General features: G+C 71.0%; 21 protein-coding genes. 7 read left to right on the forward strand and 14 right to left on the reverse strand.

Annotated elements, in window-relative coordinates; genetic code table 11:
• Both ACGFZA_RS22285 and ACGFZA_RS22290 read right to left on the reverse strand, forming a co-directional pair.
• Positions 1-520, reverse strand: a 520-nt coding sequence (locus ACGFZA_RS22285) for a LacI family DNA-binding transcriptional regulator (RefSeq protein WP_393681379.1), incomplete at its 3' end; no start/stop codon positions are given.
• A complete protein-coding gene (locus ACGFZA_RS22290) occupies positions 517-705 on the reverse strand; it encodes a hypothetical protein (RefSeq protein ID WP_393681381.1) in 189 nt (62 codons plus the stop codon). The genes ACGFZA_RS22290 and ACGFZA_RS22285, both read right to left, overlap by 4 nt.
• Positions 706-897: 192 nt before the next feature.
• Here ACGFZA_RS22290 and ACGFZA_RS22295 point away from each other — a divergent pair, with 192 nt between their 5' ends.
• Positions 898-1,524, forward strand: coding sequence for a precorrin-8X methylmutase (locus ACGFZA_RS22295; protein WP_385284547.1), 627 nt, complete (start codon positions 898-900; stop codon positions 1,522-1,524).
• Between the two features lie 12 nt (positions 1,525-1,536).
• Here the strand turns inward: ACGFZA_RS22295 and ACGFZA_RS22300 are convergent, their stop codons facing one another.
• The gene (locus ACGFZA_RS22300; protein ID WP_393681384.1) at positions 1,537-2,292 is read right to left on the reverse strand and encodes a cobalt-precorrin-6A reductase; all 756 of its coding nucleotides are present in this window, start codon (positions 2,290-2,292) and stop codon (positions 1,537-1,539) included.
• 11 nt (positions 2,293-2,303) lie between these two features.
• Between ACGFZA_RS22300 and ACGFZA_RS22305 the strand changes: the two genes are divergently transcribed.
• Positions 2,304-3,419 (forward strand): cobalt-precorrin-5B (C(1))-methyltransferase, encoded by a 1,116-nt coding sequence (locus ACGFZA_RS22305; protein WP_385284551.1) that lies wholly within the window; start codon positions 2,304-2,306, stop codon positions 3,417-3,419.
• Between the two features lie 269 nt (positions 3,420-3,688).
• Positions 3,689-4,483 carry an SGNH/GDSL hydrolase family protein gene (locus ACGFZA_RS22310; RefSeq protein ID WP_385284554.1) on the forward strand — a complete coding sequence of 265 codons (795 nt, stop codon included), beginning with the start codon at positions 3,689-3,691 and terminating at the stop codon, positions 4,481-4,483.
• 211 nt (positions 4,484-4,694) lie between these two features.
• Here ACGFZA_RS22310 and ACGFZA_RS22315 read toward each other — a convergent pair whose 3' ends face one another.
• Complete coding sequence (locus ACGFZA_RS22315) at positions 4,695-5,156, reverse strand: nuclear transport factor 2 family protein (RefSeq protein ID WP_393681389.1); 462 nt, start codon at positions 5,154-5,156, stop codon at positions 4,695-4,697.
• A 74-nt stretch (positions 5,157-5,230) separates the two neighbouring features.
• On the reverse strand, positions 5,231-6,079 hold the full coding sequence (locus ACGFZA_RS22320; protein WP_385284559.1) for a class I SAM-dependent methyltransferase: 849 nt from the start codon (positions 6,077-6,079) through the stop codon (positions 5,231-5,233).
• Between the two features lie 71 nt (positions 6,080-6,150).
• Here ACGFZA_RS22320 and ACGFZA_RS22325 point away from each other — a divergent pair, with 71 nt between their 5' ends.
• Together ACGFZA_RS22325 and ACGFZA_RS22330 are read left to right on the forward strand one after the other, a co-directional pair.
• A complete protein-coding gene (locus ACGFZA_RS22325; RefSeq protein WP_393681392.1) occupies positions 6,151-7,989 on the forward strand; it encodes a S9 family peptidase in 1,839 nt (612 codons plus the stop codon).
• A gap of 104 nt (positions 7,990-8,093) precedes the next feature.
• Positions 8,094-8,972 (forward strand): SURF1 family protein, encoded by an 879-nt coding sequence (locus ACGFZA_RS22330; RefSeq protein ID WP_385284564.1) that lies wholly within the window; start codon positions 8,094-8,096, stop codon positions 8,970-8,972.
• Between the two features lie 276 nt (positions 8,973-9,248).
• Here the strand turns inward: ACGFZA_RS22330 and ACGFZA_RS22335 are convergent, their stop codons facing one another.
• The 5 genes from ACGFZA_RS22335 to ACGFZA_RS22355 form a co-directional block, all read right to left on the reverse strand.
• Entirely contained in the window at positions 9,249-10,445 is a 1,197-nt protein-coding gene (locus ACGFZA_RS22335; protein ID WP_393681394.1) for a hypothetical protein, read from the reverse strand.
• Positions 10,446-10,543: 98 nt separating this feature from the next.
• Entirely contained in the window at positions 10,544-11,119 is a 576-nt protein-coding gene (locus ACGFZA_RS22340) for a SigE family RNA polymerase sigma factor (RefSeq protein ID WP_323178042.1), read from the reverse strand.
• A 359-nt stretch (positions 11,120-11,478) separates the two neighbouring features.
• The gene (locus tag ACGFZA_RS22345; RefSeq protein WP_393681396.1) at positions 11,479-12,543 is read right to left on the reverse strand and encodes an aspartate-semialdehyde dehydrogenase; all 1,065 of its coding nucleotides are present in this window, start codon (positions 12,541-12,543) and stop codon (positions 11,479-11,481) included.
• On the reverse strand, positions 12,540-13,811 hold the full coding sequence (locus tag ACGFZA_RS22350; protein ID WP_148019924.1) for an aspartate kinase: 1,272 nt from the start codon (positions 13,809-13,811) through the stop codon (positions 12,540-12,542). Before ACGFZA_RS22350 ends, ACGFZA_RS22345 begins: the two co-directional genes overlap by 4 nt.
• A 219-nt stretch (positions 13,812-14,030) precedes the next feature.
• On the reverse strand, positions 14,031-16,184 hold the full coding sequence (locus ACGFZA_RS22355; RefSeq protein WP_393681398.1) for a LamG domain-containing protein: 2,154 nt from the start codon (positions 16,182-16,184) through the stop codon (positions 14,031-14,033).
• Between the two features lie 184 nt (positions 16,185-16,368).
• On the opposite strand from ACGFZA_RS22355, the gene ACGFZA_RS22360 reads away from it, so the two are divergent.
• Positions 16,369-16,659, forward strand: coding sequence for a hypothetical protein (locus ACGFZA_RS22360; protein WP_393681400.1), 291 nt, complete (start codon positions 16,369-16,371; stop codon positions 16,657-16,659).
• A 10-nt stretch (positions 16,660-16,669) separates the two neighbouring features.
• Here the strand turns inward: ACGFZA_RS22360 and ACGFZA_RS22365 are convergent, their stop codons facing one another.
• From ACGFZA_RS22365 to ACGFZA_RS22375, 3 genes are all read right to left on the reverse strand, one after another.
• Positions 16,670-17,632 carry a hypothetical protein gene (locus tag ACGFZA_RS22365; RefSeq protein WP_393681402.1) on the reverse strand — a complete coding sequence of 321 codons (963 nt, stop codon included), beginning with the start codon at positions 17,630-17,632 and terminating at the stop codon, positions 16,670-16,672.
• Positions 17,633-17,901: 269 nt separating this feature from the next.
• Positions 17,902-18,096, reverse strand: coding sequence for a DUF397 domain-containing protein (locus ACGFZA_RS22370; RefSeq protein ID WP_393681404.1), 195 nt, complete (start codon positions 18,094-18,096; stop codon positions 17,902-17,904).
• Positions 18,093-18,893 carry a helix-turn-helix domain-containing protein gene (locus ACGFZA_RS22375; RefSeq protein WP_393681406.1) on the reverse strand — a complete coding sequence of 267 codons (801 nt, stop codon included), beginning with the start codon at positions 18,891-18,893 and terminating at the stop codon, positions 18,093-18,095. Before ACGFZA_RS22375 ends, ACGFZA_RS22370 begins: the two co-directional genes overlap by 4 nt.
• A gap of 84 nt (positions 18,894-18,977) precedes the next feature.
• On the opposite strand from ACGFZA_RS22375, the gene ACGFZA_RS22380 reads away from it, so the two are divergent.
• Positions 18,978-19,382 (forward strand): hypothetical protein, encoded by a 405-nt coding sequence (locus ACGFZA_RS22380; protein WP_393681408.1) that lies wholly within the window; start codon positions 18,978-18,980, stop codon positions 19,380-19,382.
• On the opposite strand, the gene ACGFZA_RS22385 is transcribed toward ACGFZA_RS22380, so the two are convergent.
• Positions 19,375-20,034, reverse strand: a complete 660-nt coding sequence (locus ACGFZA_RS22385) for a DUF5063 domain-containing protein (RefSeq protein ID WP_385284590.1) — start codon at positions 20,032-20,034, stop codon at positions 19,375-19,377. The two genes, ACGFZA_RS22380 and ACGFZA_RS22385, sit on opposite strands and share 8 nt — an antisense overlap.
• Positions 20,035-20,079: the final 45 nt, after the last annotated feature.

A 20,079-nucleotide genomic window follows, 5' to 3' on the forward strand; every position in this document is an offset into this window, starting at 1 on the left:
CAGCGGTCGCATCATCGGTCCACACCGCCGGAAACCCCCCGGTCAGCGACGGATGCCCCACCGCCACCGCCGGCAGCCCGATCGACTCCAGCGCCACAACCCTCGGATCGTCCTCGTGGAAGTCGACCAGAATCGCCCCCGCGATCGTCTGACTGCGCCACCAGGACCTGTACAGCTCGCTCTCCTCGTCGAGATCCCGCACCAGCCGCAGAAGCAACGAGTACGACCGCTCGGCCAGCACACTCTCGATACCCGAGATGAAGTCCATGTAGAACGGCTCCAGCCCCAGCAGCCGGGCCGGACGGCACAGAGCCAGACCGATGATGTCCACCCGCTGACTCGACAGACTGCGCGCGGTCAGATTCGGCGCCCAGCCCAACTCCTTCGCCACCCCGAAGATCCGCTCCCGGGTGGCATCCGAAACACCGGGCTTGTTGTTGAACGCCAACGACACCGCACCCTTGGACACACCGGCCCGGGCAGCGACGTCCTTGATGGTGATACGCGCCGGACCGTTCACTCCGTATCCGCGCAGACGTGCACAGCTCGCGCCCTCTTCGCGTCCGCGCAACCGCGGCCGGTCACGCGGAACCGGGCCTGCTCGCCGGGCGGCAGCGTCCGCAGCCCCTCATCGGCCGCGACGTGCGAGCCGAGGCGGTGGGCTCGAAGGAGGGGGTTACTCAGCAGAGTGCGCGCGCTTGCCACGACGCCGACTGTATCGCCCCTGCTCGCCCATGCCCGCGGCCTGCCCGCCCCTGCTCAATGTCCGCGATCGGGTGATCGGGCCGGCCGTGCGGGGGCCCATCGGGCGGTGGGTAGCCTCGGGCGGACCCGTACGGCCGTTCCCCGCGCCCGCACGGGCCGAGAAGGCAGCCACTCGAAGAGAGCGACAGCACTGTGCACCAGTACGAGAAGGACGGACCGGCCATCTATCGCCAGTCCTTCGCCACCATCCGGGCAGAGGCCGATCTCACGGGCCTGCCGGCGGATGTGAGCCAGGTCGCGGTCCGGATGATCCACGCCTGCGGCATGGTCGACCTGGTGCGCGATCTCGCCTTCAGTCCGGACGTGGTCGGCCGCGCCCGTGCGGCGCTGCGGGGCGGTGCGCCGATCCTGTGCGACGTGGCCATGGTGGCCAGCGGTATCACCCGGCGGCGGCTGCCCGCGGACAACGAGGTGGTGTGCACCCTCTCCGACCCGGCGGTGCCCGGTCTCGCGGCGGAGCTCGGGACGACACGCAGCGCCGCCGCCCTGGAGCTGTGGCGCGACCGGCTGGACGGTGCGGTCGTCGCCGTCGGGAACGCGCCCACCGCGCTGTTCCGGCTGCTCGAACTGATCGAGGAGGGGGCGCCGCGTCCCGCCGCCGTCATCGGTGTGCCGGTCGGGTTCGTGGGCGCCGCCGAGTCCAAGGAGGCCCTGGCCGCGCACCCGTCGGGACTCGACCACCTGATCGTGCGGGGCCGGCGGGGCGGCAGCGCGATGGCGGCCTCGGCCGTCAACGCGATCGCCAGCGAGGAGGAGTGATCCGCCGGCCGTTCAGGATGCGTGGCCGAGGTGGTCGCGCAGCCAGGTGACGGCCTCCTCCGGAGTGCCGGCCACCGCCGTGCCCTCCGGGACCGGTGGCCGGCGCACCACGATCACCGGGATCCGCGCCTCGCGGGCCGCGCCGAGCTTGGGGGCGGTGGCCGCGCCGCCGCTGTCCTTCGTGACGAGGACGTCGATGCGGTGGCGGCGAATCAGCTCGTGCTCCCCGTCGAGGGTGAACGGCCCCCTGTCCAGCAGCGTCTCCATCCGCACGGGGTGCGGCGGTACGGGTGCGTCCACGGACCGCGCCAGGAACCACAGGCCGTCCAGTGCCGCGAAGGCCGCGAGGCCCAGGCGCCCCGTCGTGAGGAACACGCGCCGGCCCAGGGCGGGGAGTGCCGCCGCGGCCTCCTCCAGGGAGGCGGCCGGGTGCCAGTCGTCGCCCGCGCCGGGCACCCAGCCGGGGCGGCGCAGAGCGAGCAGGGGAACATGGGCGGCAGCGGCACCGGCGGCCGCGTGGAAACTGATCGTCCCGGCGAAAGGATGGGTGGCGTCGATGAGCGCATCCACCCTGTGCGTACGCAGCCAAGCGGCCAGGCCCTCGGCTCCGCCGAAACCGCCGATGCGCACCTCACCGGGCGGCAGCCTCGGCCCGGTCACGCGGCCTGCCAGCGAACTCGTCACCCGGGCGCCCGCGGGCAGTTCCTCGGCCAGCAGCTCGGCCAGCCGACGGGCTTCCGTCGTGCCGCCGAGTACGAGGACGTGCATCGGATCCCTCCATGGGTGAGGCGACGGGCGGCCGCGGCGCCCAACTCAAGCACACCGGTCTGCGCCCCGGCTGGACCACCGGCGCCTGCGCGACCGCCGCCGCCACGGCCGCGTACACCGCCCTGCTGACCGGCGACTTCCCCGATCCGGTGACCATCACCCTGCCCGGCGGCCAGACTCCCGCCTTCGCTCTCGCGGTGGAGGAGGTGCGTGACGGGCGGGCCACGGCCGGCATCGTCAAGGACGCGGGCGACGACCCCGACGTGACCCATGGAGCGCTCGTCAGGGCCACCGTGCGGGTACTGCCGGCCGGCTCGGGTGTCGTCTTCAGGGCCGGGCCGGGCGTGGGAACGGTCACGCTGCCCGGCCTGCCGCTCGACGTCGGTGAGCCCGCCGTCAACCCGGTGCCGCGCCGGATGATGCGTGAGCACATCGGTAGGGTCGCGGCAGCGCACGGGGGCGCGGGAGACGTGGAGATCACGCTCTCCGTGGACGACGGCGAGGAGATCGCGCGCTCCACCTGGAACGCGCGTCTGGGCATCCTGGGCGGCCTGTCCATCCTCGGCACGACCGGCGTGGTGGTGCCGTACTCCTGCTCGGCGTGGATCGATTCGATCCGCCGCGGTGTGGACGTGGCGCTGGCCGACGGGCAGACGCATGTGGCGGGCTGTACCGGTTCCACCTCGGAGAAGACCGTCGTGGCCGAGTACGGCCTGCCGGAGATCGCCCTGCTGGACATGGGGGACTTCGCGGGCGCGGTGCTCAAGTACGTACGCCGCCATCCGGTGGAACGGCTCACCGTCTGCGGGGGGTTCGCCAAGCTGTCGAAGCTCGCCGCCGGCCATCTCGACCTGCACTCGGGGCGTTCCCAGGTCGATCCGTCGTTCCTGGCCGGGCTGGCCCGGCGGGGCGGGGCGGACGAGGACCTGGCCGCCGAGGTGGCCGCGGCCAACACGGGGCTCGCGGCTCTCCGGTCGTGCCTGGCGCGCGGGGTCCCGCTCGGGGATCTGGTGGCGTCGGCGGCGCGGGACGAGGCGCTGTCGGTCCTGCGGGGAGCGCCGGTCGCCGTCGACGTCATCTGCATCGACCGGGCGGGCGTGGTGGTCGGGCGCAGCAGCGTGCGCTGAGGCGTTGCCCGGGGTTGGCCCGTCGTTCTTCTGCCCGGCACGGCCCTCGCACCGCAACCTGTGAAGTGATGAGCAGGTCGTCGTAAAACCTTTGTTTCAGGGCGAGTTACAGGTTTATCTACGCGCGGAGCTACGGGTACCGAACGATCATTCGGGCATATCCGGCGCGTTCCCGCACGGCTATTACCGACCGGTACCGGAAGCTGCTACAACAGGTGACGCCTCATCAACCCCCCACCCACCCCCCACACTTCGGAGGGCTGACAGCTATGTCAGTACGGAGATTCTGGGCGTCCGCATCCACTCTGCTCCTCGCCGCCGCGGCCGCTCTCGGCGTGGCCCAGCCGGCCTCGGCCGCCGCCGGCGGGTACGTCGCCCTGGGCGACTCGTACTCGTCCGGCGTCGGAGCCGGGAGCTACCTGTCCGACAGCGGTGACTGCCGCCGCAGCACCAATGCCTATCCCTACCTCTGGGCGGCGGCGAACTCCCCTTCGTCGTTCGCCTTCGTCGCCTGTTCCGGCGCCACCACGAGCTCCGTGGCGAGCGGCCAGCTCGGCTCGCTGAGCTCGTCGACCTCGCTGGTCAGTGTCACCGCGGGCGGCAACGACGTCGGGTTCGCCGACGTCATGCAGGACTGCGTGCTGTCCGGCGAGGCCGCCTGTCTCACCAGCGTGAACACGGCCGTCGGACAGATGAACAGCACGCTGCCGTCCCGGCTGGGTTCGCTCTACGCCTCGATCCACTCCAAGGCCCCGCAGGCACATGTCGTGGTGCTGGGCTACCCGCGCTTCTACAAGATCGGCGGCAATTGCATCGCCGGTCTCACGGAGGCGGAACGCACCGCGATCAACAACGCGTCCGACGTGCTGAACGGCGTCATCGCCAAGCAGGCGGCGAACGCCGGATTCACGTTCTCCAGCGTCGTCGACGAGTTCACCGGGCACGAGCTGTGCTCCGGTGACGCATGGCTCCACAGCGTCTCGATCCCGGTGTACAACTCGTACCACCCCAAGGCCGCAGGGCAGTCGGGCGGTTATCTGCCCGCCTTCCGCTCGGCCGCCTAGGGACAGCCCTCAGGGTCCGCACCCAGGCAAGGCGTGGCGTCGCGCGGAGTTCCCGGCTCCGGAGCGATGCCGCGCCTCCGTCATGCCCGGGTGGGCCGAATCCGGCGCGTGCGTGGATGTCCGCGCCCCGCGGTGGCCGGCGGACCCGGGGGCCTATACCGGTACCGCCCGGCCGAGGGCCTAAGGCGTCGCGCCGCGAGCGCCTCTCGGGTCAGTACCGCTCGACGAGGTGCTCCCGGCCTGCCGGGGGCTCGTACGGTTCGGGCCAGAAGTCGGTGACCTCGCTGATCAGCCCCTGTACGTCGAACGTGAAGAAGTGGACGGCGTGCGACTCCTTCCCGCCGTCCGTGAACAGCGTGCGGACGGCGACCTGCCGCCCGTCCCGGTCGGCCACGATCCGCTCGACGCGCACCCGCCAGTCCCCCGGGTACTCCCGGTTGAACGCCAGATACCGCTCCTTGCCGCGAATGCGCTCGCGGGTCTGCGGAAGGTCGTACACCACCTCGTCGGCGAGGGTCGCCGCGAAGGCGTCCCAGTCACGGAGGTCGGCCGCGGTCCAGTAACGCTCGGCCGCGGCACACGGATCGGCGGTCGGATCAACGGCCGGGTCGGCCGTCGAGTGACCGGTCAGGTCGGCCGTCGAGTCAGCGGTCGGATCAGCGCTCGTCGTCATGGTTCGAGTCTGGACCCTGCCACTGACAATCGGCCCGACCTGGGCGAACGGCCCCCGCCGACGGCTCCGCCGCGCTATCGGCTTCTGCCCGGATCCTCCGGACGGGTCGCCTTGATCGAGTACATCAGGGGAATCCGCGGCCGCTCCGCCGGGAAGCGGTAGAAGCCGTCCGAACGGCGTTCCAGCACCGGGAAGCGGGCGAAGAGCGAGGCATCGTGCTCATGCAGGAACTCGATCCGCAGACCAGCAGCGGCCAGTGCGGAGACCACACTGCCCACCGGGTGCTGCCACTCGACGCTGCGGTTGTGGACGGTCGGCGCGTCGAAGTCCGCGTACGTGCCCGGCGTCTCGTCCACCCACGCGTCGCGGCTGAAGTAGTCGTGCACGATCGTCGAACCGGTCTCGTCGTCGAGGCAGTCGGTGAGCGGGTGGAACTCCGCCAGGTAGAGGAATCCACCGGGTGCGACGAGCGAGGCGGCCGTCTCGGCCCAGCGGTCGATGTCAGGCAGCCAGTTCAGCGCACCGATGCCCGTGTAGACGATGTCGTACGAGGAATCCGGCACCGCCTCGGCCGCGTCGTGGACGTCCGCGGCGACGAAAGCCGCCCGGTCCGGGCCCAGGCCCAGCTCCTGGGCCAGCGCGCGGGCGGTCTCGACCGCCGGTTCCGAGAAGTCGAGGCCGACGACCTGCGCGGCGCCGTGCCGGGCCCAGGAGAGGGTGTCGACACCGATGTGGCACTGCAGGTGCAGCAGCGTCCGGCCGGTCACGTCCCCGACCTCCGCCAGCTCGAAGTCCCGAAGGGCCTCCTTGCCCGCACGGAAGGAGTCGAGGTCGTAGAAGTCGCTTTCGGCGTGGATGGGCACACGCTCATCCCACATCGCGCGGTTGGCCTCGCGCCAGTCGGCAGGTATCGGAACAGGCATGCCGGCGAGGTTATCCACAGGCTGCGGACGACGCGAACGGATTGTCGTCCGTCCGGCGCAGAATGGGGGGCATGACTGAGACCACTGGTTCGACGAGCGATTCCATCCCTGCGTGGGAGCAGCGTTTCCGGGCCCCCCGGGTGTCGCTGCCCGATTGGGCGGAGCACGCGCCGGACCGCGCGCTGTTCGTCTCCAACGCGACGGGGACGTACGAGCTCTACGCGTGGGACCGGTCGACGGGCGAGCAGCGCCAGGTGACGGACCGGCCGAACGGGACGACGGACGGGGTGCTGACTCCGGACGGCGAGGCGGTGTGGTGGTTCAGCGACACCGACGGGGACGAGTTCGGGGTGTGGATGCGCCAGCCGTTCCGGGCCGGCGGTGAAGGCGCACAGGACGAGCCGGCGGCTCCCGGTCTCGGGCCCTCCTATCCGGCCGGACTCGCGATCGGACGCGACGGGACGGCCGTGATCGGCCGTTCGACGGACGAGGACGGCACGACGGTCCATGTCGTACGGCCCGGAGCGGCGCCGGTGGAGGTCTACCGCCACCGTGAGTCTGCGGGGGTCGGCGACCTGTCGCGCGACGGCTCGCTGATCGCGCTGGAGCACACCGAGCACGGCGACGCGATGCACTCCGCGCTGCGCGTGGTCCGCCCGGACGGGACCACGGTCGCGGAGCTGGACGACACCGACGGGGGCACGAAGGAGCTCGGCCTCACGGTCCTCGGCTTCGCACCGGTCGCCGGGGACACCCGGCTGCTGGTCGGGCACCAGCGGCGCGGCCGCTGGGAGCCGATGATCTGGGACCCGGTGGCGGGCACGGAGACGGACCTGGCCATCGACCTGCCGGGCGACGTGGGCGCCGAGTGGTATCCCGACGGCTCCGCGCTGCTCGTCGAGCACGGCTTCGAGGCCCGCAGCGAGCTGTGGCGGTACGAACCCGTCGCCGCGGACGGCGCCCTGGTGCGGGTGGAGACGCCCGCCGGTTCGGTCTCGGGTGCCACCGCCCGGCCGGACGGCACGGTGGAGTACCTGTGGTCGTCAGCCGCCGAGCCGCCGGTCGTCCGCTCCACGAGCGGTGCGGTGGTGCTCGATCCCCCGGGTGCGAAGGCCCCGGTGTCCGTGCCGGTCGAGGACGTGTGGGTGGACGGGCCGGGGGGCCGCATCCATGCGCTCGTCCAGCGCCCCGCCACTGTGGCCGACGGCCCGTTCCCGACCGTCTTCGAGATCCACGGCGGACCGACCTGGCACGACAGCGACGCCTTCGCGGCCGGGCCCGCCGCCTGGGTGGACCACGGCTATGCGGTCGTGCGCGTCAACTACCGCGGCTCGACGGGCTACGGGCGGGCGTGGACGGACGCGCTCAAGCACCGGGTCGGCCTGATCGAGCTGGAGGACATCGCGGCGGTGCGGGAGTGGGCGGTGAAGTCCGGCCTCGCGGACCCGGCGAAGCTGGTGCTGGCCGGGGGCTCCTGGGGCGGCTATCTGACCCTGCTCGGCCTCGGCACGCAGCCCGGCGACTGGGCCGTGGGCCTGGCCGCGGTCCCGGTCGCGGACTACGTCACGGCGTACCACGACGAGATGGAGGCCCTGAAGGCGATGGACCGCACCCTGCTGGGCGGGACTCCGGAGGAGGTGCCCGAGCGGTTCGAGGCCTCGTCGCCCCTCACCTACGTCGACGCCGTGCGGGCTCCCCTGTACATCTCGGCGGGCGTCAACGACCCGCGCTGCCCGATCCGCCAGGTGGAGAACTACGTCGACCGGCTGAAGGACCGCGGCGCCGTGCACGAGGTCTACCGGTACGACGCGGGTCACGGCTCGCTCGTCGTGGAGGAGCGGATCAAGCAGGTGCGCCTGGAACTCGACTTCGCCCGGCGCCACCTGGGCGACCCGGCCGAGGAGGCATGACGGTGGCGCAGGTGGCGCAGACGGAGACGTAGGGGCCGGATAAAAGGCAGTGCAGGAGGTGCCCCCGCTCCGGGGAGCCGGAGCGGGGACCGTACCGTGGAGGGGTGTACCGGTTCCTGCTGACCCCGCGATGGTGGGGGATCAACCTCTTCGTCGTGCTGGCCATCCCGTTCTGCGTGTTCATGGGCACCTGGCAGCTCGGCCGCTTCGAGGACCGCGTGCAGACGCACGAGGCCGCCGAGAAGCAGCCCGCTCCGGGCACGATGGCCGCCGAGCCGCTCGACGAGCTGCTGCCCGTCGACACGGTGACCTCCGGCCGCCCCGCCACCGCGAGCGGCCGGTACGCCGATCAGTTCCTGGTGCCCGGCCGGCAGCTGGACGACCGCAGCGGCTTCTACGTGCTGGACATGCTGCGCACCGACAGCGGCAAGGCCCTGCCGGTGGTACGCGGCTGGCTGCCCGGGAAGGCCGGAACGACCCCGGTGCCGGCCGCGCCGACCGGCCGGGTCACCGTGACAGGCGACCTCCAGGCCTCGGAGAACGCGGGCACCGAGGGAGTCGACGCGAAGGGCGGGCTGCCCGAGGGCCAGGTCGGCATGATCAGCGCCGCGTCCCTGGTCAACCTCGTGCCGTACGACGTCTACGACGCCTGGGTGACGCTCCAGGTGACCGACGCCCGCACGGGTGCGTCCGGAACCGACGCGTCCGGGACCGCCGACGCCGCCCTTACCGACGCCCCGGGCAAGGGAGACGGTGAGCTGCGTCCCGTACCGGCCGCCGCCCCGGAGGGTGGCGGGCTGGACCTGAAGGCGTTCCAGAACCTCGGCTACACAGGTGAGTGGTTCGTCTTCGCCGCGTTCGTCGTCTTCATGTGGTTCCGGCTGCTGCGACGTGAGGCCGAAGCGGCCCGGGACCTGAAGCTCGGCCTGATCGCCGACGAGGACATGCCCGAGAAGACGGCCGAGGGCGCCCCCGCGAGCTGACCGCCCGCGGTCCGGAGGTTATGCGGCGGCCTGACGGCCCGTCGGCGCGTCGCCGCTCCGGGCGGGGCCCTGCTCGCCCCGCTCGCACGGGTCCGCCCAGCTCACGCCGAGCCCCGCTCGCACGGGTCCGCCCAGCTCACGCCGAGCCCCACCCGCACGAGGCCGCCCAGCTCACACCGAGCCCCGCTCACGCCTCGCCCGCCCCACTACGCCGCGGGTTCCAGCACGCCCACTCCCGCCCCCACTACGCCGCAGGCTCCAGCACAGCCGTACCCCCTACGACGTGGATTCGAGCACGCCCGTGCGGTAGATCGTGCCCGCGCAGGCGTTGGCGATCGTCGTCTCGGCCACCGGCGCTCCCGGTTCCGGGGTGTGCTGCACCGACACGGCTCCCGGTGTCGTGCCGTCGCCCTCTTCGCTGCCGAACTGCGTCTCCGTGCCCGACTCGCTGTCCGCGGTCCCGCTGCCCGTCGTCGACCCGGCGGCGACCCCCGTACTGCCGGCCGCGCCGTCCGTGGGTGTCGGGGACGGCGAGCCGCCCGTGGTCGGACAGGTGTCCTGGGGCACCCAGGCGAACTGCACCTCGTAGGCCATGGCCGGCTTCAGGAGCACCGTCGCCTCCTCCTGCGCAGGATCGGGCAGTCCGGACGCCGCATCCCCCTGGGTGTGCCGGACGACCACGATCCTGGCCGGGTCGGCCGCCCCGGTCGCGGCGAAGCCCACGGTGCCGCTGCTGCTCACCGAGCAGTCCGTGCCCGACACGTTGGCGATGCGGAAGGTTCCGTACACCGTGCCGTCGGCTCCGGCCGTGCCGGTGCTCGCGGAGGCGACTCCGAGCTGATCGGGGGAGCAGGCCGGCATGGTGGCGGCCTCCGCACTGGCGGACGGGTCGTCCGAGGCTCCGCCGGTCACCTTCTCGTCCGTGCCCTGGCCGCTGCTGTCCGACGGACTGACCGTACTGTCCGGGACGCCGTGGGCACCGCTCTGGTGTCCGTCGCCGCCGGTACCGCCCCCGTTGCCGGATACCGCACCGGGTTCCTCGCCGTTGCCGCCCTGCGCCTGTTCACCGTGACCGGCGATGGCGGGGCTGGCGGTGGTCGAGCCCTCCGAGTTGGCGACATGGACGAAGGCGGGGACGGCGGTGCCGATGAGCAGCGCGGCAGCCGCCACCCCGACGAGCGCCTGCCGACGGCGCGCGCGCCGGGCGGGCACCGCGCGGAACAGGTGGTCGAGGGTGCCGTCGCGCGGTTCGAGGTCGCTGACGGCACCGTGCATCATCCGGCGCAGTGCGGCCTCGTCGAGCGGGTCACCGCCGAGGTGCCCCCGGTCGAAGAGCCCGGAAACGCCACCGGACGAGCCGGCGCCGCCGGAGGAGTCAGCACGGCCGGAGGCGTCGGCGTCGCCCGTGCCGGGGTGCGCGCTCTCCTCCGCATCGCGATCCGTGTGCGGGGTGTTCTCCGGCCCGAGGTTCACAATTCCGTTTCCAGTCCGGTCATGTCGATGTCCGCGAGCAGGCGGACGCCGGTTTCCGCTCCCGCTCCGGTCACCGCGGTCGTCGTCGTGGGGCCGGCTCATGCCTGCGCCTCCATCACCACACGCAGCGCCGCGATACCGCGGGAGCCGTACGCCTTCACCGAACCCAGAGATATCCCCAGCGTCTCGGCGACCTGCGCCTCGGTCATGTCTGCGAAGTAGCGCAGCACCAGCACCTCCCGCTGGCGCCGTTGCAGCCCCCGCATCGCTTTGATCAGCGCGTCCCGCTCCAGCTGGTCGTACGCCCCCTCCTCCGCGCTCGCCATGTCCGGCATGGGCTTGGAGAGCAGTTTCAGCCCGAGGATGCGGCGCCGCAGCGCGGAGCGGGAGAGGTTGACGACGGTCTGGCGCAGATACGCGAGCGTCTTCTCCGGCTCGCGTACCCGGTTGCGCGCCGAGTGAACACGGATGAACGCCTCCTGCACGACGTCCTCACACGAGGCCGTGTCGTCCAGCAGCAGGGCGGCGAGGCCGAGCAGGGAACGGTAGTGGGCGCGGTAGGTCTCGGTGAGATGGTCGACGGTGGTTCCGGCTGCCACGCTCTCCTCAGCGCCCTCGCGCTGCGACGGCAGTCCCGCAGGCCGCGCTGCGGGCATGGGCGCGATCACCGGCATGCCGCCGGACGCGCGGGGCCGTCTGAGCGGTCGCACCGAAGCGCCGCGCAGGGGGCCCACCACTGTGATATCGAGAACCTCTGCCACGCCAGTTGGACACGTTTCCCCCCGTCAGGGTTGTACGCATACGGCACCGCGTTTGAGTCCATGCGATATGCCTTCATACGTACCCGATCTTCCCCAAATGCCCCGAATGTGCGCTCCGCCGCGCAGGAAGTGACCGCTGAGACGCATGCCACCCGGTCGGCGGTTGCGACGGGCCGAAAGGTCATCGTCGGCCACCGCTACACCCCAGCTCAAGAGGTTCAGACCAGCGAGTTGCTCACAGGGCGTTCACAGAGCGTACAAAACAGGTTCGATCAGGACCGGGGAAATTCGGCAGCGACCGCTTCGGCGATCTGCGCCACGTTCAGCGCCGCCCCTTTACGGAGGTTGTCGCCGCAGACGAAGAGTTCCAGCGCCCTGGGGTCGTCCAGCGAGCGACGCACCCGGCCGACCCAGGTCGGGTCGGTGCCCACCACATCGGACGGGGTGGGGTAGTCCCCTGCTCCGGGGCTGTCGTAGAGCACCACTCCCGGCGCGGTGGCCAGGATCTCGTGGGCCCGGTCGACCGCGACCTCGTTCTCGAAGCGGGCGTGCACGGACATCGAGTGCGTGGCGATCACGGGTACGTACACACAGGTCGCCGAAACCCTCAGAGCGGGCAGATCGAGGATCTTGCGGCACTCGTCGCGGATCGCCAGCTCCTCGGACGACCAGCCGTCGCCCGCGTCCGTACCGGCCCACGGCACGACGTTGAGGGCCACGGGCGCGGCGAACGGGCCGCCGTCGGTGTCGCCCACGACCCGGCGCACGTCGCCCGGCTTCGTACCGAGTTCGGTACCGGCCACCATCGACAGCTGCTCACGCAGTACGGCGACGCCGTCGCGGCCGGCACCGCTCACCGCCTGGTAGGAGGAGACGACGAGCTCCCGCAGCCCGAACTCGGCGTGCAGGGCCCCCACAGCGACGATCAGCGACAGCGTCGTGCAGTTCGGGCTCGCGACGATGCCGCGCGGTCTGATCCGGGCGGCATGGGAGTTGATCTCGGGGACGACCAGCGGCACGTCGCCCTCCTTGCGGAAGGCGGCGGAGTCGTCGATGACGACGGCGCCCTTGGACGCGGCGAGCGGCGCCCAGCGCGCGGACACCTCGTCGGGCACCAGGAACAGCGCCACGTCGACGTCGTCGAAGACGTCCTCGGTGAGGGGGAGGACCTCGCTCTCCTCACCGCGCACGACCAGCTTGCGGCCGGCCGAACGCGGTGAGGCGACGAGTCTCACCTCGCCCCAGACATCCGCGTGCTGCGAAAGGATCTGGAGCATGACGCCGCCGATCACCCCGGTCGCGCCGACGACCGCGAGCGAAGGGCGGCGTGCGGTCATCGGCCGGTGCCCCCGTACACGACTGCCTCGTCGGAGTCGCTGTCGAGGCCGAAGGCGGTGTGCACGGCGCGCACGGCCTCGTTGACGTCGTCGGCGCGGGTGACCACCGAGATGCGGATCTCGGACGTCGAGATCAGCTCGATGTTCACACCGACGTCGGACAGCGCCTCGAAGAAGCCGGCGGTGACGCCCGGGTTGGTCTTCATACCCGCGCCGACCAGGGAGATCTTGGCGATCTGGTCGTCGTAGCGCAGCGACTCGAAGCCGATGCCGGCCCGGCTGCGCTCCAGGGCGTCGATGGCCTTGCGGCCCTCCGCCTTGGGGAGCGTGAAGGTGATGTCGGTCAGACCGGTCGACGCGGCGGAGACGTTCTGCACCACCATGTCCATGTTGATCTCGGCGTCCGCGATGGCGCGGAAGATCGCTGCGGCCTCGCCCGGCTTGTCGGGCACGCCGACGACCGTGACCTTGGCCTCGGAGACGTCGTGGGCGACTCCGGAGATGATGGCGTGCTCCACCTGCTGGTCCCCTTGCGGCTCGTTGCTGACCCAGGTTCCGCGCAGCCCCGAGAAGGACGAACGGACGTGGATCGGAATGTTGTAGCGGCGTGCGTACTCCACACAGCGGTGCAGCAGCACCTTGGAACCGGACGCGGCCAGTTCCAGCATGTCCTCGAAGGAGATCCAGTCGATCTTCCGGGCCTTCTTCACGACCCGAGGGTCGGCGGTGAAGACACCGTCCACGTCGGTGTAGATCTCACAGACCTCGGCGTCCAGCGCCGCCGCGAGCGCCACCGCGGTGGTGTCGGACCCGCCGCGGCCGAGGGTCGTGATGTTCTTGCCCTCCTGGCTGACGCCCTGGAACCCGGCGACGATGGCGATGTTGCCCTCGTCGATCGAGGTCCGGATGCGGCCCGGCGTGACATCGATGATGCGCGCTTTGTTGTGGACCGAGTCGGTGATGACACCGGCCTGGCTGCCCGTGAACGACTGGGCCTCGTGGCCCAGGTTTTTGATCGCCATCGCCAACAGGGCCATGGAGATCCGCTCTCCGGCGGTCAGCAGCATGTCGAACTCACGCCCAGCCGGCATCGGAGATACCTGCTCGGCGAGATCGATCAACTCGTCCGTCGTGTCGCCCATCGCTGACACCACGACAACCACCTGGTTGCCGTTCTTCTTGGCATCGACGACTCGCTTGGCAACCCGCTTGATGCCTTCGGCATCGGCTACGGAGGAGCCTCCGTACTTCTGCACGACAAGGCCCACGTGCGCTCCTCGCTCAATCCATTTATCGCGGTCGGCTCAGTTTAACGAGCAGTCCGGAAACGACCCGTTACTACCACATGCTGAGATGTCCCGCTCACCACGTGATCATCGGCGTGTCGCCCCGAACTGCTCGTACGGGGCTGCTGCCCGCCGATCATCCGGCCACTCCCTGATGTGGCCCAGCCCACACGGGGAGGGCTGGGCCACACGGGGGCGTGATCAGCAGGTGAGGCAGGGCTCGCCGCCGAAACCGAGCTGGCTGATGGAGGTCGCGCTCAGCGCCCCGGAGAAGGCCTGCACCTCGTCCACCGATCCGTGCAGGTACTCACCCCAGCCGTCGGCGGTGCGGCCGCGTCCCACCTGAAGACCGCCGGTGCTCGTCCATGCGGAACGGAAGGCGGCGTCGGCGGTCGCCAAGCCGTTCACGTACAGGGTGATCCGGTCCAGGCCCCGGTCATGCACGACCGCGAGGTGGGATTCCCGCCCTCCTGCCCAGTCCGGTTCTCCGGTGTGTACGGCCACCGTCTCATCCGCGTCCGGCGCGTCCGCGTGGCTCATCACCAGCTCGAACGTCTGCGTCGACGGAACGTACCTCACCTTGAACGCGTCACCGTGTTCCCCGCCCTGCGAGAGAACGGTCATGGGGTGTGCGGGCTCCTCGTCCGCCAGGTTGACCACCGCAGCGACGGTGAAGCTGTCGCCGGTGTCGACGACCGGGCCGGCCGTGGCCGCGTAACCGCTGGTCCCGTCAAGATCCAGGTGCCCGAAGCCGACGAGCGGATAGGGGAGCAGCGAGGGTTCACAGTCCGGATCGGCCTCCGGGTCGCACGGCTGGTCGGCGTAGTTGTAGGCCGAGGCGCCCCCTGCGAACTTCAGAGCCTGACCACCGTGAAGCTCCGGGCTGAGACCCTGGGGTGCGGTCTCCAAGGCCCAGTGGCCCCGCTCCTGCGGGGTGCGGCGGCCCAGATCCGCGGCCTCAGCGGGCACGACGACCCGGTCGTACGTCCGGACGTCGCCGATCTCGCCCTGCCAGCGGTCCCGGTAACCCGCCTTACCGCGTGCGCGGCCGATCTGGAAGTCACCGGTGACCGTCGAGGGTGCGGCCTCGGTGGCGGTGCCCGCCTCCTGGCCGTTCACGTACAGACGCGTCAGGCCCGTCTCGGCGTCGTACAGCCCGAGCACGTGCGCCCACTCACCGGTCTCCGGACGGCCACCGCTGACGCGCGTACCGCCGATGCCGAACGACCAGACCGGCTCACCGTCACCGGTACGTGCTCCGAGCGTGAAGCCGGGCGCCGTACCAGCGTCCTGGCTGGCGAGCGTCATGTCGTGGTCCAGCGCCGCAGGCCGTACCCACCCGCCGACCGCGAAGGTCTTTCCGGTGTCGACGACCTGCGTGCCGGGCGACAGGAAACCGTGCCCCGTCCCGTCGAGCGTGGCCGTGGACGTCAGCGGGGTGCCCTGGGGCACCGGGCCACCGAAGGCGACACCCGCTCCGGCGCGGGCGTCGGGCCCTGCGGTGGGTGCGGCGGACTTGGAGCCCGCAGGATCGGACAGCGCCCACTGCGCGACCGGGGAGCGGCCCGAGTTCACGAAGAAGTAGTAAGTGGTGGGCGGACTGAGACGGCCCGCGCGGTCGTCCGCCTGCACCTGCAGAAAGCCCGTCCCCGCCGACGTCGGCATGTAGCGGATCTCCGCCCCGCCGCCCAGCCCGTCTGCCTGCACCGTCCGGAGCGGACCTCCCCCGAAGCTGTACGTGTAGCTGACGACATCATCGGACGGCGAGTCGAAACGGAATGTCCCGTAAACCCCGACACCATCCGACCAGTGCACCTCCTCCGGATACTCGGCCGAGGTGACGGTGGGCTTCTCCGGGCTCACGTTGTCATACATGAACTCACAACCGGAGCCACTGGCATCAGCCGCACTCCACGGCGAGACGGCATCGCCGTCATCGGCCCGCACCCGCCACGAGATGACCGTCCACGGTGGCAGGCCCGAGGGGAGCTGCCACTCCGCAGCGGAACCGGAGGACACCCCTCCCAGGGAGTGGTAGCTCCGGCGCTGCTCGACGCCGTCCGCGTCCGTCCACCACGCCTCGAACTCCGCGGTGACGAAGTTGCCCTCCGCGGGGCGGTCGTCCTCCACCGGGTCGTTCAGCACGGCCGTCACCCGGGGGGCCGCTCTCACGTACGGCCGGTCGTCCCCCGCGGCACACACCTTGCCACCGGTCGTGAGATCTGCGGCGACCGGCTGGAGCGGCGGCAGATTGTCCGCGGCCACGGCCGCGTTCGGCGCCGCCAGCACGACGGCCACACCGACCGACAGCACTCCGAGCCACCGGGCTCTCCCACGTCTTATCCCGCTTGTCATGCTTTCGAGTCCCCTCCCCTGTGCAGCCCGTGATGATCACGGGCTGGGGAGGCTAGCAGCGGGCACCGACAACAACCCCGGCATTTTTCACACGCCGGGCGAGGTCCGTCGCCGGGCCGCGCCTCGCGCCTACCGTGGCCCCGGACCGGACCCCGCGATCTTCTTCCTCCCGGAGGCCCCACCCATGCGCAAGACGCCGCTCCGCGCGCTCCCGCTGCTGTTCCTGGCCGTGTCCGCCGTCCCCCTGGCCGCGTCCCCCGCGCACGCGGGCGGCACCTGCTTCGCGACGCACGCAGACGCCCCCATCTACGGGGGCGACAACCCCTGGACCGACATCGTCGGCTACCTGGACCCGGGCATCCCGGTGAACGGAACCCGGCCGGGCGCGGACGCGCTCTGGCAGGTGTCGCGCACGGACAACGGTGCGCCGCTGGGCTTCATGCGCCCGCAGGACCTGCGCTGCGACGGCGGCTGAGCGCCCGCCCTCACCTGCCCGGCCCCGCAGGGCGCCCGGCTGCCGCCCGCAGCTCCGCCACCATGGCAGCGACGTCCGTACGCTTCCGGGGGCGGGCCAGGAACGTGTCCGGGACATCGCCCGTCGCCCCGTTCGCCTCGTCCCGGTCGATGTCCGCCCGGCAGTCCGGGCAGACCCCGTCCACGAGCGTGGTGGTGCTCTCGTCCTCGTCGCAGAACGCGCACATCTCCAGCGCCCCCACGATCTCTTCGCGGATCTCGCTCTTCCTCGGCTGCGGTACGGGCGGCATCTTGTTCTCCAGTCGGGTACGGAGGAAGGCTCCGGCGGAATGCACGGAAGCCGGCAGTCCTGACACCAGCGCCTGGCTGACCTGTTCGCAGCCCAAGCCACGCACCAGCCACTCCTTCACCAGCTCTTCCAGCGCCACGCATTCGCCCTCGGAGAGCTGGAGCCTCGGCTCCCTCCTCCCGAGGCCGGCCAGCACGGTGTACGCCTCCGAGCGCGGGGCCGGGACGCCCGGCTCGGGCTCGCCGGGCCGCACCTCGTCCGGCGGGGCGGGCTGCCCGGGCGCGTCCACACCCCGGATGAACCGGATGTACTGCCGCCACCAGGCCGCGTCACGGGCGGTGCGGGAGAAGAACGTCCGCGTCACCCAGCGCAGCCCGCTCCCCTCCACGGCGATCTGCACCCTGATCCGGCGCAGGTGCCCTTCCCTGGTCAGCCGGTCCAGGGCACTGCGGCACGCCTGCTGCCCGTAGTCCGCCAGCTCCTCGGCCAGCACCTTGTAGCCGATCGCGGCGCCCTCGGGCAGCCGGTCGACGTACGCGGCGATCGCCGCTTCCCGCGTGGGCAGATGGGCGAAGTCGGCCGCGCCGCGCGGGGCTTCGTCGGGGGCGTGGCGCTTGCCGAAGCCGGCTTTGGCCATGCGGTGGGCGGGCGCGCGCAGGGCAGCACTAATGTGGGGAGAAGTCATGTGGATCGAACCTCTGATTTCGATCTGTCAGGACGAGATCCCGGTTGGTGTTGGCGCACCGCCGGGATCGTCCTTTTCAAGGACTGTTGTGCCGAACCTAGAGCGTGCACACGCTGTGACGCAAGCCGGTCACCGAAAGTCATCCGCGCAGGTGTGCGCGGGACTTGGGAGGGTGGGTGGGTTCAACCTCACCACCCATTCCTACAGAAAGAGGCTCGGACTCCGAGGCTCGCGGCTCGGGGCTTGAGCCTCGGGCGGACCTGCGGAAATCAGTGGTCGGCGGAACCCATGGCGTACGTGAGGAAGTCCGCCCAAGGCTCTGCGGGGAAGGCCAGTTCAGGGCTGCGGGAGGACAGCTTCGAGTCACGTACGTGCATCGCGGTGGGGCAGCGGGCGACCTGCACGCAGTTACCGCCCTCGGAGTTGCTGTAACTCGACTTGAACCAATGCAATGTGTCGCTCATAGCCCGTCCGCCATCCGCTCGATGAAGTCGGCCGACTCCCGCACCCCAAGAGCCTCCATGCGGATCATGCTAAGTCGCTCACTCGTGACACTGACCATGTCCGGGTCGGAGCTCAACCGGCTGTCGAACTGTCCCTCGTCAAAGGCGAGTCGCTCATGGTCCCGGGACTCCAACAACACCACTGGTCCGAGAAGTGCAGCGGGAACGGCGCGCTCAAAGGGCAGCACCTGCACAGAGACATTGCGCAGCCGCCCAAGCTTCACCAGCTGCAGGAGCTGCCCCTTGTCGATGTGGGGGCCGCGCAGTACGGCCTCGTACACGACAAAGCTCAGGGCAACGAGTGGCTTCCTGTACAGGATCTGCTGACGCTCCATCCTGGCGGACACGCGCGCCTCGACGGTCTCTTCATCGAGCAGCGGCGAATGGTTGCCGATCAGCCTGCGGGCGTAAGTCTCCGTCTGCAGCAGCCCGGGCACGAGAACCGTTTCGTATGACCAGTGAGTGCGGGCCTCGCTCTCCCGCGCCATGAAGTCCTGCGCCCGCGCCGGAAACCGCTCCCGCCGCACATACTGCTTCGCCGCGCTCAGCAGCCCCTCCGCCCGGAACAACTCATCCGCCGCGTCGAGCAGTTGCGGCGTCGGCATCCGCACACCCTGCTCCATGGACTTGACGGTGTCCGGGGCGTACTTCGCCGCCGCGCCCAGCTCCTCCCGGCTGACGCCCGCCCGGGTGCGCCAGCGTTTCAGCTGGTCACCGCAGTAGCGCCAGGCCGCGGGGGACGGGTCCTGAACCGACACAGCAGCCACCTCCAACGGATACACCTCTCCGTGTATCACCCCGGTCACTACCGAGCGTAGCCAACCGGCGGCCACTGTGTAGCCATGACGCAAGCAATTCACCGCCCCGACTGGGTACCCGCCTCCGGGCACCAACTCCGCATGAGCGGGGTGCACTTCGATGCCCTGCGTGTCCAGGGCATCCGCGGCGAGGAGGTCGCGGCACGGCTGGGGCGGCTCACGGGTGACGATGCCGGGCCGGTCGTGTGGCAGGGGACCGGGCCGCGGTGGATGTACTTCCTGCTGCCGCCACGAACCGCAGGCGACCGCGCCTGGCCGCTCGACGTCGAGCGGTACGGGACCCGGTTCCAGGTCGGCTTCGTGGGCGTACCGGCCCTGAACGGGCACACCTGGCCCCTGATGTGGCAGTCCCGGCCCACGCCGACAGCGCCCTTCGTCGACGCGGACCGGCTTTACGAAGCGCTGGGCGCCGGAAGAGCCGCTACTTGACCGGACGCAGCCCCAGCGGGCCCGCGATCTCCTCGACCATGACGCGGCCCGCCTCCTCGGCCAGGTCGTCGTCACCGGCGTCCTGGTCGGTGTCCAGGCCGTCGAGCTCCTGGAGGGGCTGGTTCAGCCGGATGTGGGCGATCAGGGACTGGAGCGCGCGCAGGGCGGCGGACGCCGTGGAGCCCCAGTTGGAGAAGTAGGAGAACTGCCACCACCACAGGGCCTCAGTGGTGCGGCCCTCCTCGTAGTGGGCCAGGCCGTGGCGCAGGTCCGTGACGAGGTCGGCGAGGTCGTCGGAGATACGGGCGGCGACCGGGGCCTTGCGGGGCTCGTACGGGTCGAAGACCTCGGAGTAGACGTCGATCGGCTCCAGCAGGGCCGCGAACCGCTCGCGCAGCCCGTCCGCGTCCGGCTCGGCGCCCAGGTCCGGCTCGTAGCGCTCGTCGGGAAGGATGTCCTCGTACGCGCCCAGCCGGCCACCGGCCAGCAGGAGCTGGGAGACCTGGAGGAGCAGGACCGGGACGGCTTCCTCGGGCTCCTCGACCATCGACACCTCGGTGACCGCGACGATGAACGTCTTGATCTGGTCGGCGATCTGGACGGCGAAGTCGTCAGGGTCCTGGGTGACAGTGTTCAGCGTGGCGTCAGACATCGAGGAGACCTCCCGTGGGCACGGTCGCAGACGGTGAGTAGAAGA

Origin of the sequence: Streptomyces sp. NPDC048211, assembly GCF_043202315.1 — a bacterium.
Taxonomy (GTDB): Bacteria; Actinomycetota; Actinomycetes; order Streptomycetales; family Streptomycetaceae; genus Streptomyces.

Coding starts and splice junctions, on each gene's coding strand:
- ACGFZA_RS22300 (WP_393681384.1), bottom strand. CDS start 2,292: ATGCACGTCCTCGTACTCGGCGGCACGACGGAAGCCCGTCGGCTGGCC.
- ACGFZA_RS22305 (WP_385284551.1), top strand. CDS start 2,304: ATGGGTGAGGCGACGGGCGGCCGCGGCGCCCAACTCAAGCACACCGGT.
- ACGFZA_RS22310 (WP_385284554.1), top strand. CDS start 3,689: ATGTCAGTACGGAGATTCTGGGCGTCCGCATCCACTCTGCTCCTCGCC.
- ACGFZA_RS22315 (WP_393681389.1), bottom strand. CDS start 5,156: ATGACGACGAGCGCTGATCCGACCGCTGACTCGACGGCCGACCTGACC.
- ACGFZA_RS22320 (WP_385284559.1), bottom strand. CDS start 6,079: ATGCCTGTTCCGATACCTGCCGACTGGCGCGAGGCCAACCGCGCGATG.
- ACGFZA_RS22325 (WP_393681392.1), top strand. CDS start 6,151: ATGACTGAGACCACTGGTTCGACGAGCGATTCCATCCCTGCGTGGGAG.
- ACGFZA_RS22340 (WP_323178042.1), bottom strand. CDS start 11,119: ATGCCGGTGATCGCGCCCATGCCCGCAGCGCGGCCTGCGGGACTGCCG.
- ACGFZA_RS22345 (WP_393681396.1), bottom strand. CDS start 12,543: ATGACCGCACGCCGCCCTTCGCTCGCGGTCGTCGGCGCGACCGGGGTG.
- ACGFZA_RS22355 (WP_393681398.1), bottom strand. CDS start 16,184: ATGACAAGCGGGATAAGACGTGGGAGAGCCCGGTGGCTCGGAGTGCTG.
- ACGFZA_RS22360 (WP_393681400.1), top strand. CDS start 16,369: ATGCGCAAGACGCCGCTCCGCGCGCTCCCGCTGCTGTTCCTGGCCGTG.
- ACGFZA_RS22365 (WP_393681402.1), bottom strand. CDS start 17,632: ATGACTTCTCCCCACATTAGTGCTGCCCTGCGCGCGCCCGCCCACCGC.
- ACGFZA_RS22370 (WP_393681404.1), bottom strand. CDS start 18,096: ATGAGCGACACATTGCATTGGTTCAAGTCGAGTTACAGCAACTCCGAG.
- ACGFZA_RS22380 (WP_393681408.1), top strand. CDS start 18,978: ATGACGCAAGCAATTCACCGCCCCGACTGGGTACCCGCCTCCGGGCAC.
- ACGFZA_RS22385 (WP_385284590.1), bottom strand. CDS start 20,034: ATGTCTGACGCCACGCTGAACACTGTCACCCAGGACCCTGACGACTTC.